Genomic DNA, 14,090 nt, shown 5'->3' with positions numbered 1-14,090 from the left:
ATCGGTGATCCTCATCGATCGGGGGTGTACTTCGGGGGTTTCGCGGCGGGCCGCGGAACGTGGGGGAGCTACTTGCTCGTGGTGATCAGGCCGTCGGTGAGCGACCAGTGGGTGCCCGCGAAGGTCTGGATGCCGACGGTCTCGAGCGGATAGCCGTCGCTCGCACCGGTTTTCATGCTGATGCCGGGCAGCAGCAGGTCGACGGCGACGTTGTCGAGGGAGCGCATCGCGTCGCGCAGGCCCTCGCGGGTCGGGCACTTCGCCGACTCGAAGGTCTTGCGGAAGCTCTCGGCCATCGCCCAGCCGGCCATGGCGTGCTGGTTCTCCGGGTCGGCGCCGGGCGCGTACTGGGCCAGCTTCGTCTTGTAGGTCCGCATGCCCGCGTCCTGGGCCCAGCGCGGGTCGGCCGGGTCCTTGAGGAATGCGGCGCTGACCGCGCCCTGCACGTTCTCCAGGCCGACCGGTCGCAGCGTGGCCATGGTGTTGGACACCTGGGTCAGCACGTGCAGCGGATTCCAGTCGGTGTTGCGCACGTCGGCCGCCAGCGCCTGCGAGGCGAACTTCGGGGTCGAGAAGTTCAGCAGCACATCGGCTTTCGAGTTCGCCAGATTGCGGACCTGCGCGTCGACCGTGGGGTCGGTGACCTCGAAGCTCTGCTGCGCGACCACCTTCACCCCGCTCCCCGCGATGCCCTCGGTGAACGCGGCGAGCAGATCCTTGCCGAAGTCGTCGTTCTGGTAGAGCACGGCCACGGTCGCGGTCGGGCGCTGCGCCTTGACGTACTGGGCGTACGCGAGGCCCTCGGTGCGGTAGCTGGGCTGCCAGCCGATGGTCCACGGGTGCTCGGTGTCGGCGCCGAACTTGGTCGCGCCGGTGGCCACGAACACCTGCGGCACCTTGCGCTGGCCCAGGTAGTCCCAGACCGCCGAGGAGGTCGCGGTGCCCAGGGTCTGGAAGACCGCGAACACCTGGTCCTGCTCGACCAGCCTGCGGGTCTCCTCGACCGTCTTGGGCGGCTGGTAGCCGTCGTCGCGCACCAGGTACTCGACCTTGCGTCCACCGATGCCGCCCTGCTCGGCGTTGACGTAGTCGAAGTAGGCCTTGATGCCCTTGGGCACCTCGCTGTAGGCCGAGGCCGGACCCGACAGCGGGTACACCCCGCCGAGCTTGATGGCGGTGTCGGTGATGCCGACGGTCTGCTGGCCCCGGCAGTCGCCGACGGCGGCGGTGCCGGTCTCCTCGCCGCGCCCACCGCAGGCGGTGAGCGTCGCGAGCAGCGCCGCCGCGAGGCCGAGAGTGTGGATCGCCTTAGTGCGCATGTGTTTTCCCTTTCCGAACCAGATGGCCGAGCCGTTGCGCCAGCCGGCCGGTGAGTCCGGCCAGGCCCGTGGGCGCGAGGTACATGACCGCGATGATCAGCAGTCCGAAGATGACGCCGGGCGCCGCCTGATTGACGTCCTGGGCGAAGCTGGGCACGAACATCACGAACAGACCGCCGAGCAGCGGACCCCAGGTGGTGCCGAGCCCGCCGACGACCAGCCCGGCCAGCAGCGTCACCGACAGGGTCAGCGCGAACGAGTCGGGGGAGACGAAGGCGATCACCCAGGTGTAGACCGCGCCCGCGACACCGGCCAGCAGGGCGCTCCAGGCGAAGGCCAGGGTCTTGTAGTGGGCCAGGTTCACCCCGAGCACTTCCGCCGCGATCTCGTTGTCGCGCACCGCGTGCAGCGCGCGCCCGACCCGGGACCGCAGCATCCCGGCGACCAGGACGAAGGCGGTCACCGTCGTCGCCAGTGCCAGGAAATACAGCCACTGGTCCTCGGCGAGCCCGGTCCACGCGGGCGGCACCGGCTTGTCGACGGTGAGCCCCATCGAGCCGCCGGTCAGGCCGTCGAACCGCTTGAGCAGCGGGACCAGGAAGATCGCGATCGCGAGGGTGACCAGTGCCAGGTACAGACCGCGCAGCCGCAGCGCCGGGATGCCGAGCGCGAAGCCGAGGACGAAGGTCACCGCGGCCGCGAGCGGGATAGTCGCGACATACGGTGTGTCCCAGCGTTCCATCGTCACCGCGGCCGTGTAGGCGCCGACCGCGAAGAACGCGCCGTGGCCCAGCGAGATCTGGCCGGTGTGGCCGACGAGCAGGTTCAATCCGAGCAGGGTGACCGCGTAGACCATGGCCATGGCGAGCTGGAAGGTGTGGAAGGGCACCAGCTGGAAGGGGGCGGCACAGGCGAGCACCAGCAGTGCCGCCGTCGCGAGCAGCGGCCACCGGAAGGCGCTCACCCTGGTCAGCACGGAAGTCGCCGGTGGGACAGCGGAAGTGGCTGTCACCGTCTTGTCGGAGAGTTCTACTTCGCTCATACCCGTTCCACCGCCGCGTGTCCGAACAGACCTTGCGGGCGCAGCAGGAGCACGCCCAGGATGATCACCAGCGGCACACCGATCTTGAGTTCGGTGCCGATCGCGTCGACGTAGGCGCCGGTGAGGGTTTCGGCGACGCCGACGATCAGGCCGCCCGCCACCGCGCCGCCGGGGGAGTCGAAGCCGCCGAGGGTGGCCGCCGCGAAGGCGTAGATGAGAACGCCGCCCATCATGTTGGGCTCGAGGAACAGCAGCGGCGCCGACAGCACCCCGGAGACCGCGCCGACCAGCGCGGCCAGCCCCCACCCGAGCGCGAGCACCGTGCCGACCCGGATGCCGACCAGCCGGGCGGACTGCGGATTACAGGCCACCGCCCGCATGGCCAGACCGATCCCGGTGAACCGGAACAGCAGGTACAGCAGTGCCATCACCACCGCGACGACGGCGAGAATGCCGAGGCTGCCGTAGCCGACGCTCACGCCCGCGGTGCGGAAAGCGCCGTCCGGGAACGGATTCGGGAACGACTTCACCTGATACGACCAGATCCAGCCCGCCACCGCGTGCACGGTGAAGAACAGGCCGACCGTGACGATCACCAGGGTGATCTCGGGCGCGCCCTCGACCGGGCGGATGACCACCCGTTCGATGAGCATCCCCGCGACGAAGGAGATGGCCAGGGTGAGCGGCAGCGCCGCCCAGAACGGCATGGTCTGGCTCAGCTGCCAGGCCAGGAACGCCGAGAACATGGCCAGCTCGCCCTGGGCGAAGTTGACGATCCCGGTGAACCGGTAGATCAGCACGAGGGCCAGCGCGAGACCGGCGTAGATCGCGCCCGCCGAGAGTCCCTCGACGAGCTGCTGGACGAATTCGGTCACGGCCGCACCCGGATTCCCAGATAGGAGCGGGTGACCTGGTCATCGGCCCTGATCTCGGCGGCCGTGCCGGACAGCGCGATGCGCCCGGACTCCAGCACGTGCGCCTGGTGGGCGATGCCAAGGGCCAGATGAGCGTTCTGCTCGACGACGATCACGGTGGTGCGTTCCTCTTCGTTGATGGTGTGCACGATCCCGAACAGCTCCTGGGTGACCAGCGGGGACAGCCCCAGCGATGGCTCGTCGAGCAGCAGCAGCCGCGGCCGCAGCATCAGCGCCCGGCCGATGGCGAGCATCTGCTGCTGGCCGCCGGACAGACCGCCCGCCGGTTCGCGCCGCTTGTCGCGCAGGATCGGGAAGTAGTCGTGGATGCGGCGCAGGTCGGCCTCGACGCCGGCGCGGTCACGCCGGGTGTAGGCACCCAGGCGCAGGTTCTCCTCGACGGACAGCGGCGCGAAGGTGCCACGGCCCTCGGGCACGTGGGCGACGCCGAGGCGCGCCATCGCCTCCGGGGCGCGGCCGGTCACCTCGGTGCCGCCCAGCCGCAGCGCGCCGCGCACCTTGACCATGCCGCACAGGGCCCGCAGCAGCGTCGTCTTGCCCGCGCCGTTGGGCCCGAGGATCGCGCACACCGCGCCCTCGGCGACCGAGAAGCTCACGCCGTGCAGCACTTTCGCCGCGCCGTACCCGGCGTGCAGGTCGGTGACGGCAAGGAACTCACTCACGAAGCGGCTCCCAGGTACGCGCGGACGACGGCCGGATCCTGTTGCACCGCGGCGGGTTCGCCCTCGGCGATGACCTGCCCGAACTCCAGGCACACCACCCGGTCGCAGGTGCCCATGACGAATCCCATGTGGTGTTCGACCACCACGACGGTGAGGTCGAGATCGGCCTGCAGCGCGCGCAGGCGCTCGGCGAACTCGTCGACCTCACCGTGGCTCAGGCCGTTGACCGGCTCGTCGAGGAGCAGCAGCCGGGGCCGGACCGCGAGCGCCCTGGCCAGTTCGATGCGCTTGAGCGTGCCGAACGGCAGGCCCGCCGCCGGATGGTCGGCCACCGCCGAGAGTTCGAGGCGGTCGAGCAGCTCGTCGGCCTCCTCGCGCAGCATCCGCTCCTCGCGGCGGACCTTCGGCAGGCGCAGACCGGCCGAGACGAAGCCGGCGCAAGCGCGATGATGGGCACCGACCAGGACGTTGTCGCGGACCGAGAGCCGGGGGAACAGGCCGAGGTTCTGGAAGGTGCGGGCGATGCCGAGCCCGGCCAGTGCGTCGGGCCGGACCGTCGACAGATCGGTGTCGCGGTAGCGCAGGGTGCCCGACGTCGGCCGGTGGCGCCGGGTCAGGCAGTTGAACAGGGTGGTCTTGCCCGCGCCGTTCGGTCCGATCAGGCCGACCATCTCCCCGGGAGCGACCGCGAACCCGACCTCCCGCAGCGCGGTGATGCCGCCGAAGCGCACCGTCAGGTTGGTTATCTCGAGCATGCGACGAACAGTAAGTTCGCAGGTCACGGGCCACATCGGACGTTGCGGACCAACTTTCGCGCACGGCATCGTCCGCTGCGGACAGGGCGGCAGACGGTTGACACTGCGAAATCGGACATGCAAACTCCCCGGACATGTCGGCTGGATCACATCTGCTCACCGCGTCGATCTCGGATCCGGTGCACGCCGAGCGCGCGCGCATCGTCGGCTGCGCCTACGACCACGCCGACGACATCGCCGACGACGTGATGGCCAAGCTGCGCACCGAGCTGCCCGGCTACGGCACCGCCGACCCCGGCTTCCTCGCCGACGTGCACGACCAGCTCGCCCGGCTCAGCCGGACCGGCCTCGGCGCGCTGCTCGAACGCAAGCGGGTCACCCCGGCCGATGTCACCTACGCCCGGCAGGCCGCGGCCCGGCGGGCGCGCTCGGGTCTGCCGCTGGTCGACTACATCGCCGCGTTCCGGCTGGGGCAGCGCGCCATCTGGAAATCGCTGCTCGCCCACGCCGGCGACACCGAGGCGGGCCGCGAGGCCGTGCTCTCCCTGGCCGGGCCGCTGGCCCGCTACACCGACCTGATCAGCACCCAGGCCACCGACGCGTATCTCGAGTTCCAGCAGTACGTGGCCGCCGAATCCGGCCGCGACAGCCAGGCGCTGATGGACACCCTGCTCGACGGCACCCTGCCCGCGGGCGGCCCGCACCTGTCGGTGGCCACCGCGCACGGGATCGGCGCTGACCGCACCACGCCGCTGGTGGTGGTGACGGCCGTGGTTCTCGACGGCTCGGCACGCACCGACTCCGCCGACGGGCTCGGGGAGACACGGCAAATGGTGTCGGCCGCCGCGGCGCGCGTCGGCGTCAACGGGCTGCGCACGCTGTCGGTGGTGCGCGGCGGGGAGATCGTCGCGATTCCCGCGCTGGGCCGCGACGGCTCGGCCGAGCAGCTGTGCGAGCGGCTGCGCGCGATGCGCGAGGAACTCGCGGCCGAGGGCATCGCCCTGGCCGTCGGCGTGAGCACCGCGGTCACCGAGGTCGCCCAGATCCCGCGCGCCTACCGGCAGGCGCAGGCCGCGCTGGCCCTGCTGCCCGAGGACGGCGGCGTGCTCGCGCTCCCGCAGCTCACGCCGTTCCGGTACCTGCTGCTGCGCGCCGACGACACCACCCGCCAGCTCGTCGACCCGCGTATCGGCGCCGCGCTGGCCGACGACCGCGCCCGCGGCGGCTCGCTGGCCGAGACCATCCGCGCCTTCGCCGCCGCCGACATGAACCTGCGCGAAGCCGCCGACACGCTGCGCATCCACCTCAACACCGCCAAGTACCGGCTCGGGCGGATCCAGGAACTGACCGGGCGCAATGTGCGCAGCGTCAACGACCTGGTGGAACTGCTGGTGGCGATCGAGCTGCAGACCGGGCAGTCGGCTCGTCCCGGCACGGCTGTTATAAACGAGGCATGAGCCTGGATCCCGCCATCGCCGCACGCCTCAAGCGCAACGAGGCGGGTCTGGTCGCCGCCGTCGCCCAGGAGAAGTCGACCGGCGACGTGCTGATGATGGCCTGGATGGACGACGAGGCCCTGGCCAGGACCATCGAGACCCGCAAGGGCACCTACTACTCGCGCTCGCGGCAGCAGTACTGGGTCAAGGGCGAGACCTCGGGCCACACCCAGTACGTGCACGAGGTGCGCCTGGATTGCGACGGCGACACCATCCTGCTGATCGTCGATCAGGAGGGCGCGGCCTGTCACACCGGCACGCACACCTGCTTCGACACCGACGTGCTGCTGGCCGCCGACTAGTCCCCGTCCTCGGCCAGCACGCTGTGCAGCCGGGCCGACAGTGCCTCGCCGAGCTCGGCCAGCTGGGCGGTCTGCTCGTCGTCGAGTCCGTCGAGCACCAGCCGGCGCACCGCGTCCACGTAGCCCGGCGCGGCGGCGAGCACCTTCTCGAATCCCGCGTCGGTGAGTACCGCGTGCACGCCGCGCCTGCCCGCGGTGGAGTCGCGCCGGGCCCAGCCCAGTCGCTCCAGCTTGGACACCACATGCGACAGTCGCGATAGCGACGCGTTTGCTTTGTGGGCGAGATCACTCAACTGCAGGCGATGGCCCGCTTCCTCGGACAGCAGGCTCAGTACCCGGAACTCGAAATGGGTCAGCCCGGCCTCGCGCTGCAGCCGCGTATCGAGCGCACCCGGGATCCGGGCCATGAGCGCCACGATCGCCTGCCAGGCACGCTGTTCGACGGGGTCGAGCCACTGGGTCATCGCCGGCACAGCCTCACGGCCGGGCGACAGGGCGGGTGAACTGGAGCGCGCACCGAACAGAGTTTGCCACGACGTCGCTGTGTCGTCCGCGAGTTGGCCGCGGTCGTGAGGTCACTCACAGCAAGGCGAGTGCCCTATCGCGAAAAGCCCGTCGCCCCAGGGGCTGTCGCGTCCGCGCGCACCGGCGATGCGCGCGGACGCGGCGCCGCGCTGGTCAGGTGCCGGTGTGCCGGGCCTGCAGCAATGCGAAGCCCAGCGGCAGGTCGTCGTGCCCGATCAGCTCGAGTCCGGCCGACCGCAGCACCGCGCGATAGTGGCTGACGGTGCGCTCGCGCCCGCCGACATTGCACAGCATGTGCAGGTCCCACGCGGGGGCGAGGGAACGGGACCCGTCCTCGGGGAGCAGCCGTTCGACGATGTAGAGCCGGGAATGCTCGGACATCGCCGCGGCGCACCCACGCAGAATCGCGCGGCAGTCCGCGTCGTCCCAGTCGTGCAGGATCCGCGACAGCAGATAGACGTCACCCCCGGTGGGCACCTCGGCGGTGAAGAAGTCACCGCCGACCAATTCGCAGCGGGACAGGCAGCCCGCCGCCGCCAAGGTGGTGCGCGCCCGGGGCAGCGTGGTCTCGCGTTCGAACAGGATGCCGCGCAGCTGCGGGTGCGCCGCCACCACGCGTGCCAGCAATTCGCCGGTGCCGCCGCCGACGTCGACCACCGTGCGCGCGGTGGCGGCGCCGACGAGCCCGGCGACCTGGCCGAAGATCGACGCGCTCGCCGCCATGGCCCGGTCGAACAGGCTCGCCCGCTCCGGGTCGGCGCGGAAGTAGTCGAAGTGGTGCGCCCCGAAGTGGTGGTCGAAGGCCGTGCGGCCGGTGCGCACGGCGTAGCCGAGCTCGCCGAACGACTCGTAGAACGCGCCGCCGTAGAGGCAGGCCAGCGGATGCAGCGACGGCTGTGCGTCGGCGACGAGCAGCCTGCCGGTCTCGGTGAGCGTGTAGCCGGCGCCGAGCGGCTCGACGACCTCGAGCTGGGCCAGGTAGCGCAGCAGTCTGCCGAGCGCGTCGAGGTCGGTGCCGGTCGCCGCGGCGAGCTCGTCGAGCGGGCCACCCGGGGCCGCGGCGAGCCGGTCGGCGATGCCGGACCCGGCGGTGACGGCCAGCGCCTGGGTCGCCCAGGCGCCGGTGAGCAACCCGAGCAGCCGGGTCGCCGGGTCGGCGGATTCGCGGGTGTGCCGCGCGAGTTCGCGCGGGTGCGCGCCGGCGACATAGAGCTCCACCCGCCGGTCGGTCCGCGCGCCCGGCCTGCGGAAGTAGAAGCTGGTCGCGTCCTCGCGGTCGTTGTAGCCGCCCTGGTCGGGGCGCAGCCCGCCCGGGCCGGTGAGCAGCGCGCGCAGTCCGGCGAGCGTCACGGGGTCGACAGGGCCGGTGGCCAGCGCGATGTGGGCCTCGTTCGCCTCGGCGCGTTCGACGGCGGCCACCTCGGCGGGCGCGGCGGGCAGCGCGAAGATCTCGATCGCGCAGGGTGTTCCGTCGGCGGCCGGGAGCGCGGCGCGCACGATCCGGACCGGGACCCGCTGGGGGTCGAGGCCGTGCCGAGCGGCCAGGCGCTGCCGGACCACCACGCTGGGCTCGTTCGAGGCGATCGTGAGGTCGTGCGCCGCGAGCAGGTCGTCGAGGGCGGCGAGATCGGGCGGGAACACCATGACCGCGGCGTGCGCGAACCGGCAGCGCTCGGCGATCGCCGCGCGTTCGGCCTCGCCGAGGCGGGGCAGCAGCCGGGCGAGCACGCTGTCGGTGTCATGGGTGGCGACGAACTGCACGGCCGCGGCGACGCGGTCGTGATCGAGCGGGTCGATCCTGGATCGCACTGCCGGCGAGCGGGTCACGCATCCTCCTGGATTCAGATACCGACGTAGTTCTCCGCGAAGAAATCCTGATGTGGTCGTGAGGTGGCCAGACTGTGCAGCCGGGCCTGCTGGAGCTCGCGTTCGAAGCCCGCGTGCGGGCCGGTCGGTGGATGCAGCAGGCCGATCATCCAGTGCGAGAACTCGTGCGCGCGCCGGATGCGCGGGACGCAGTCGGCCGAATGCCTGCGCAGGGCCGACTCGTCGCCGTCCGCGATCGCGGCGATCAGCGCCGCCGCGAGCGACCGCGCGGTGAGGATGGCCAGATTGGCGCCCTTGGCCGCGGACGGGCTGATCGTGGAGGCCGCGTCGCCGGCGAGGAACAGCCGCCCCTGCTGGATCGGGTCGAGGATCTCCGACCGCAACCGGACCAGTCCGCGCTCGATGATCGGGCCCGTCCGCAGCGGGCCGTACCGGTCGGCGCGCAGCCGGTCGGACAGCGCGCTCCAGACCCGGTCCTCGCTCCAGCGCAGGGCGTCCTCGCCGGCGCACTGCAGGTAGTAGCGGGTCACCTCGGGGCTGCGCGGCATCTGGCCCGCGAAACCGTCGGGGTGGACGCCGTAGGCGACGGTGTCGGTCGTCGGCGGGGCCTGGGCCAGCAGCGCGAGCCAGGTGATGGCGTAGTCGTGGGTGGATCGCGGGCCGCGTACCGTCCGGCGGGCCGCGCCCTGCGCGCCGTCGCAGCCGACGAGGTAGCGGGCGGTGATCCGGGAGCTCGCACCGTCGGCGGTGCGGGCGAGCACCCACGGCCGGTCGCCGTGCTCGTCACCGATCTGCTCGGCGGTGGTCGCGCACCGCAGCTCGCCGCCGCGGCGCAGGTACTCGGCGACCAGATCGGTCACCAGCCGCTGTTGCGGGTAGACGGTGTGCGCCTCGCCCCGCCCGAGTCCGCCGTAGGTCAGCTCGATCCGGCCGCCCGCGCTGCGGAACTCGCAGGTCTGGTGGGTGTGCCCGCCGGTGCGCAAGCCGGTGTCGAGTCCGTGCTCGGCCAGCACCGCGACACTGGCGGGGGCGAGGAAACCGGCGCGGGCGCGCTGCTCGATGTGCGCGCGGTCGCGCCGTTCCAGGATCAGCACGTCGATCCCGGCCGCGCGCAGAATATTGCCGAGGACGAGCCCCGCCGGTCCCGCGCCGAGCACCAGGACGGTGGTCGACTCGCTGCTCCCCATCGGCATGGGATCGGAGCTTAGGTCACCGCGGCGGCACCGGCCGTCCGTCGCGGTGGCGTGTTGCTGGGATTATGTGGAAAAGCTATTGCGCTCCGGTCATCGGTGGCGTCTGCGCGGGTGGGTTCTCCGCGGCCTTGGCGGCCTTGCGGCGGGTGAGACCGCGCTTGCCCATCAGCGCGAGGACGAGCGCGAACACCACCGCCGCCACGATCGCGCCGACCAGGCAGGCGCCGCGGAAGGCGGGGGCGTCGACGTCGAGGATGCGCTGGCCCGCGTGCGCCGCGTTGTTGCCGCCGAGCACGATCGTCAGCGTCATCAGGTTGGGCAGCGCCAGCAGCAGCGCGATGATCACCGCCGCGCCCGCGATGAACTTGCCGCCCTTGCGATTCCACACGCGCACCGCCAGCAGCACCAGCAGCAGCGGGACGAGGGTGAACACCAGTCCGTAGACCAGGCCCCACCAGATGCCCTGGGTGAAACTGCCGTGCACCATGCTCGCCAGTCGCTGCGCCCACCAGCGCGGGATGAACGAGGACAGGATCAGATAGGCGATCACCAGCACCACGGCCGTGGCGACCGTGATGATCGCCCGGTTGCGCCACACGGTCATCGTGGACTTCTGACCGCTCGACTGCACCTCGCCGGTTGTCATCTCCCCAGCGTAGAGGCGCCGATGACGCCGGACGCCGATCCGGCGCCCGGCGTTTCGCCGGTTACTCCGCCGCGGTCGCGCGGGCGCGCAGGAAGGCCAGCGCCTCGTCGGCGTGCACCGCAGCGCGGAGCTCGCCGGTGACGACCTTCAGGATGGTCCGGTCGGTATCGATGACGAAGGTGTGGCGCTTGACCGGGGCGAGTTTGCCCAGCAGCCCGCGCTTGACCCCGAACGCCGCGGCCACCGCGCCGTCGGCGTCGGAGAGCACCGGGTAGTCCAGCCGCTGCTTGGCGGCGAAGCCGGCCTGCACCTCGGCGCTGTCGGTACTGATGCCGGCGCAGGAGGCGCCGATGGCGGCGAACTCCGCGCTCAGATCGCGGAAGTGGCAGGCCTCGGCCGTGCACACGGGGGTATTGGCCGCCGGGTAGAAGAACAGCACGAGCGGGCCGTCGGCGAGCAAGCCGTCGAGCGTGCGGAGCTGGGCGGACTGGTCGGGGAGCGCGAACTGGGGGGCGTGCTGGCCTGGCTGCATGATTCGACCCTATCGACCGGGCCGGAGGTACGGAAGATCCCCGCCCGCGCACGCGAACGGGGACATCTTCGGTTCGACCGGCGCCGCCCCCGACGGACCGCACCCGTCGAACGGGCGCGTCAGCGCTTGAGCAGGGCGGCGATCTCCGGGTTGCGGATCTCCATCACGTCGAGGATGCCGTGCACGCGCAGCATCGGCTCGAGTTGCCGGATCCGATCGCAGTGCGCGGCGTATTCGTCCGGGTAGGCCTTCTCGTCCAGATCCTGCATCTCTTTGGCGTAGGTGACGAACGACGTGAGCGCGCTCGCCGCGGACAGCTGGCCGGGACCGTAGTGCTGCTGCGACGGGGCGGCCAGCCGGCCGTCCTGAGCGCCCTGGTGCGAGGGGTACAACATTGCTCCTCTCGGAAAGGGGGGATACCGCATGCGACATGGAACGCGCGCGAGTGTAGTGATGCCGATCACCCCTTGTCGCGTCACGGGGTCGGGTCAGCGCACAGGTGTCGCGACCCGCCTGGGATGATGGGGTCATGCAGGGCGCGTCGACATCAACCACCACGACCCGCGACCAGTTCCGGGTGCTCGCCGCCGAGCACCGGGTGGTCCCGGTGACCCGAAAGGTGCTGGCGGACTCCGAGACTCCGCTCTCGGCCTACCGGAAGCTGGCCGACGACCGGCCGGGCACCTTCCTGTTCGAGTCCGCCGAGAACGGTCGCTCGTGGTCGCGCTGGTCGTTCATCGGCGCGGGCAGCCCGTCGGCGCTGACCGTCGTCGACGGCGAGGCGGCCTGGCTCGGCGTCGTCCCCGCCGACGCGCCGTCGGGCGGCGATCCGCTGCGCGCGCTGCACGAGACTCTCGAACTGCTGCGCACCGAGCGGCTGCCCGGTCTGCCGCCGCTGACCGGTGGCCTGGTCGGCTACCTCGGCTACGACGCGGTGCGCCGGATCGAACGGCTGCCCGAGCTGGCCGCCGACGACCTCCAGCTGCCCGAACTGGTGCTGATGCTGGCCACCGACCTGGCCGCGTTCGACCACCACGAGGGCGCGATCACCCTGATTGCCAACGCGGTGAACTGGAACGGCACCGACGAGAACGCCGACGCCGCCTACGACGACGCCGTCGCCCGGCTGGACCGGATGACCGCCGCGCTGGCCGCGCCGGCGCCCTCGACCGTGTCGGTCTTCGACCGGCCCGAACCGGAGTACCTGCGCAGGCGTACCACCGAGGAGTTCGGCGCCGGCGTGCGCCGCCTGATCAAGGAGATCGAGGCCGGCGAGGCGTTCCAGGTGGTGCTCTCGCAGCGCTTCGAGATGGACTACACCGGCTCGCCGCTGGCGGTCTACCGGATGCTGCGGGCGTCGAACCCGAGCCCGTACATGTATCTGATGCACATCCCCGACGGCGACGGCGGCACCGCGTTCTCCATCGTCGGCTCCAGCCCCGAATCGCTGGTCACCGTGAAGGACGGCGTCGCGACGACGCATCCGATCGCGGGGACCCGCTGGCGCGGGGAGAGCGCCGAGGACGACATCCTGCTGGAGAAGGACCTGCTGGCCGACGACAAGGAGAACGCCGAGCACCTGATGCTCGTCGATCTGGGCCGCAACGACCTGGGCCGGGTCTGCCGCCCCGGCACCGTGCGGGTCACCCAGTACCGCCACGTCGAGCGCTACAGCCACGTCATGCACCTGGTCTCGACGGTGTCCGGCCAGCTCGCCGAGGGCAAGATCGCGCTCGACGCGGTGCAGGCATGCTTCCCTGCGGGCACGCTGTCGGGCGCGCCGAAGGTGCGGGCGATGGAGCTCATCGAGGAACTCGAACCGACCCGGCGCGGCGTCTACGGCGGCGTCGTCGGCTACCTCGACTTCGCCGGTGACGCCGACACCGCCATCGCCATCCGCACCGCGCTGCTCAAGGACGGCACCGCCTACGTGCAGGCGGGCGCCGGCGTGGTCGCCGACTCCGACCCGGTCTACGAGGACACCGAGGCCCGCAACAAGGCCATGGCGGTGCTCAAGGCGATCGCGGCCGCGCAGACCCTGCGAACCTACGAGGACGGCGCCTCGTGACCGACGCGCCCGCCGACACCGCGAAGGCCACCAAGCCCATCGTCCCGGTGGCGCTGCTGGCCCTGGCCGCGGCGGGGCTGTGGGCGTCGTCGCGGATGACCTGGGTGACGGTGCACTCCGCCGACGGGCTCACCGAACCGCGCACCGACGAGCTCGACGGCGCCACCTGGTTCGGCGCGCTCACGCCGCTGGCCCTGGTGCTGGTCGCCTCGATCGCCGCGGTGTTCGCGGTGAAGGGGGCGCTGCGCCAGCTGCTGGGTGTGGTCGTCGCGGTCGTCGCCGCGGTCGCGGCGGTGCCCGGGTTCGCGCTGGTGGTGGGGGAGGGCCGGACCGCGGAGCGGGCGGGCACGCTGGCCGAGCTGCCGGTGCGTGCGGTCGTCAGCGGTGCCGACGCGCATGTCGGCCCCGCGCTGCTGTCGATCGTGGCGGCGGTGCTGGCGCTGATCGCCGGGGTGCTGCTCACCCGCCGCACCGACGGAAGTTCGCAGCTGTCCGGCAAATACGACAACCCCGTGTTCCGCCGGGCCGACGCCAGCGCGGAGGTGACCAAGCAGCGCGAGGAGACCGGCACCGCCGCGCCGCTGTCGGACCGGGTGCTGTGGGACGCGCTCGACGCGGGCACCGATCCCACCGACACCGCCGAGGGGCCGGACGGCGACGACAAGTCGACCGGCCGCGCACCGTGACCCCCGGCACCCCCGCCGCAGTGACACGCGCGGCAGCCATTTATTGTTGTCAAGCATCGGTGAGACAGCGCCTGAGGGGACTCTCAGGTGAGAAGTTCGTCT

The 14,090-nt window shown here is 71.6% G+C and carries 15 protein-coding genes; 4 read left to right on the top strand and 11 right to left on the bottom strand.

The genetic code is table 11. The features are described from left to right. Positions 1-68: 68 nt before the first annotated feature. From ACFVW6_RS34150 to ACFVW6_RS34130, 5 genes are read right to left on the bottom strand one after another with little or no spacing between them, the layout of a single operon-like run. The gene (locus tag ACFVW6_RS34150) at positions 69-1,319 is read right to left on the bottom strand and encodes an ABC transporter substrate-binding protein (protein WP_378832614.1); all 1,251 of its coding nucleotides are present in this window, start codon (positions 1,317-1,319) and stop codon (positions 69-71) included. Next, positions 1,309-2,361 (bottom strand): branched-chain amino acid ABC transporter permease, encoded by a 1,053-nt coding sequence (locus ACFVW6_RS34145; RefSeq protein WP_378832616.1) that lies wholly within the window; start codon positions 2,359-2,361, stop codon positions 1,309-1,311. Before ACFVW6_RS34145 ends, ACFVW6_RS34150 begins: the two co-directional genes overlap by 11 nt. Next, complete coding sequence (locus ACFVW6_RS34140) at positions 2,358-3,236, bottom strand: branched-chain amino acid ABC transporter permease (protein ID WP_355283276.1); 879 nt, start codon at positions 3,234-3,236, stop codon at positions 2,358-2,360. The genes ACFVW6_RS34145 and ACFVW6_RS34140 overlap by 4 nt, the downstream gene beginning before the upstream one ends. Beyond that, entirely contained in the window at positions 3,233-3,958 is a 726-nt protein-coding gene (locus ACFVW6_RS34135; RefSeq protein WP_378832618.1) for an ABC transporter ATP-binding protein, read from the bottom strand. The genes ACFVW6_RS34140 and ACFVW6_RS34135 overlap by 4 nt, the downstream gene beginning before the upstream one ends. Further along, entirely contained in the window at positions 3,955-4,713 is a 759-nt protein-coding gene (locus ACFVW6_RS34130; protein WP_378832620.1) for an ABC transporter ATP-binding protein, read from the bottom strand. The genes ACFVW6_RS34135 and ACFVW6_RS34130 overlap by 4 nt, the downstream gene beginning before the upstream one ends. A gap of 134 nt (positions 4,714-4,847) precedes the next feature. Between ACFVW6_RS34130 and ACFVW6_RS34125 the strand changes: the two genes are divergently transcribed. After that, on the top strand, positions 4,848-6,170 hold the full coding sequence (locus tag ACFVW6_RS34125) for a PucR family transcriptional regulator (protein WP_378832623.1): 1,323 nt from the start codon (positions 4,848-4,850) through the stop codon (positions 6,168-6,170). Further along, positions 6,167-6,511 carry a phosphoribosyl-AMP cyclohydrolase gene (gene hisI, locus ACFVW6_RS34120; RefSeq protein ID WP_189033976.1) on the top strand — a complete coding sequence of 115 codons (345 nt, stop codon included), beginning with the start codon at positions 6,167-6,169 and terminating at the stop codon, positions 6,509-6,511. The genes ACFVW6_RS34125 and hisI overlap by 4 nt, the downstream gene beginning before the upstream one ends. Here hisI and ACFVW6_RS34115 read toward each other — a convergent pair. The 6 genes from ACFVW6_RS34115 to ACFVW6_RS34090 form a co-directional block, all read right to left on the bottom strand. Next, complete coding sequence (locus ACFVW6_RS34115; protein ID WP_378832626.1) at positions 6,508-6,975, bottom strand: MarR family winged helix-turn-helix transcriptional regulator; 468 nt, start codon at positions 6,973-6,975, stop codon at positions 6,508-6,510. The two genes, hisI and ACFVW6_RS34115, sit on opposite strands and share 4 nt — an antisense overlap. A 214-nt stretch (positions 6,976-7,189) precedes the next feature. Then, positions 7,190-8,863, bottom strand: coding sequence for a methyltransferase (locus ACFVW6_RS34110; protein WP_378832628.1), 1,674 nt, complete (start codon positions 8,861-8,863; stop codon positions 7,190-7,192). A gap of 14 nt (positions 8,864-8,877) precedes the next feature. Then, positions 8,878-10,056: a 4-hydroxybenzoate 3-monooxygenase gene (locus ACFVW6_RS34105; protein ID WP_378832631.1), complete on the bottom strand. Its 1,179-nt coding sequence runs from the start codon at positions 10,054-10,056 to the stop codon at positions 8,878-8,880. Between the two features lie 76 nt (positions 10,057-10,132). Further along, positions 10,133-10,702 carry a permease gene (locus ACFVW6_RS34100; protein ID WP_378832633.1) on the bottom strand — a complete coding sequence of 190 codons (570 nt, stop codon included), beginning with the start codon at positions 10,700-10,702 and terminating at the stop codon, positions 10,133-10,135. Between the two features lie 61 nt (positions 10,703-10,763). Beyond that, positions 10,764-11,234: a peroxiredoxin gene (locus ACFVW6_RS34095; protein WP_355283302.1), complete on the bottom strand. Its 471-nt coding sequence runs from the start codon at positions 11,232-11,234 to the stop codon at positions 10,764-10,766. Between the two features lie 119 nt (positions 11,235-11,353). Then, positions 11,354-11,629: a hypothetical protein gene (locus ACFVW6_RS34090; protein WP_355283305.1), complete on the bottom strand. Its 276-nt coding sequence runs from the start codon at positions 11,627-11,629 to the stop codon at positions 11,354-11,356. A gap of 134 nt (positions 11,630-11,763) precedes the next feature. Between ACFVW6_RS34090 and ACFVW6_RS34085 the strand changes: the two genes are divergently transcribed. Together ACFVW6_RS34085 and ACFVW6_RS34080 are read left to right on the top strand one after the other, a co-directional pair. Further along, positions 11,764-13,302, top strand: coding sequence for an anthranilate synthase component I (locus ACFVW6_RS34085; protein WP_357350789.1), 1,539 nt, complete (start codon positions 11,764-11,766; stop codon positions 13,300-13,302). Then, positions 13,299-13,988, top strand: coding sequence for a TIGR02234 family membrane protein (locus tag ACFVW6_RS34080; RefSeq protein ID WP_378832636.1), 690 nt, complete (start codon positions 13,299-13,301; stop codon positions 13,986-13,988). The genes ACFVW6_RS34085 and ACFVW6_RS34080 overlap by 4 nt, the downstream gene beginning before the upstream one ends. Positions 13,989-14,090 lie beyond the last annotated feature (102 nt).

Origin of the sequence: Nocardia sp. NPDC058244, assembly GCF_042882065.1 — a bacterium.
Lineage (GTDB): Bacteria > Actinomycetota > Actinomycetes > Mycobacteriales > Mycobacteriaceae > Nocardia.
The sequence above is the reverse complement of the archived record's forward strand: the minus strand, read 5'-3'. Positions and strand labels throughout refer to the sequence as shown.

Excerpts from the sequence above, each read along its gene's own strand:
- ACFVW6_RS34150 (WP_378832614.1), bottom strand. The coding sequence starts at position 1,319 with ATGCGCACTAAGGCGATCCACACTCTCGGCCTCGCGGCGGCGCTGCTC.
- ACFVW6_RS34145 (WP_378832616.1), bottom strand. The coding sequence starts at position 2,361 with ATGAGCGAAGTAGAACTCTCCGACAAGACGGTGACAGCCACTTCCGCT.
- ACFVW6_RS34130 (WP_378832620.1), bottom strand. The coding sequence starts at position 4,713 with ATGCTCGAGATAACCAACCTGACGGTGCGCTTCGGCGGCATCACCGCG.
- ACFVW6_RS34125 (WP_378832623.1), top strand. The coding sequence starts at position 4,848 with ATGTCGGCTGGATCACATCTGCTCACCGCGTCGATCTCGGATCCGGTG.
- hisI (WP_189033976.1), top strand. The coding sequence starts at position 6,167 with ATGAGCCTGGATCCCGCCATCGCCGCACGCCTCAAGCGCAACGAGGCG.
- ACFVW6_RS34115 (WP_378832626.1), bottom strand. The coding sequence starts at position 6,975 with ATGACCCAGTGGCTCGACCCCGTCGAACAGCGTGCCTGGCAGGCGATC.
- ACFVW6_RS34105 (WP_378832631.1), bottom strand. The coding sequence starts at position 10,056 with ATGCCGATGGGGAGCAGCGAGTCGACCACCGTCCTGGTGCTCGGCGCG.
- ACFVW6_RS34100 (WP_378832633.1), bottom strand. The coding sequence starts at position 10,702 with ATGACAACCGGCGAGGTGCAGTCGAGCGGTCAGAAGTCCACGATGACC.
- ACFVW6_RS34095 (WP_355283302.1), bottom strand. The coding sequence starts at position 11,234 with ATGCAGCCAGGCCAGCACGCCCCCCAGTTCGCGCTCCCCGACCAGTCC.
- ACFVW6_RS34090 (WP_355283305.1), bottom strand. The coding sequence starts at position 11,629 with ATGTTGTACCCCTCGCACCAGGGCGCTCAGGACGGCCGGCTGGCCGCC.
- ACFVW6_RS34085 (WP_357350789.1), top strand. The coding sequence starts at position 11,764 with ATGCAGGGCGCGTCGACATCAACCACCACGACCCGCGACCAGTTCCGG.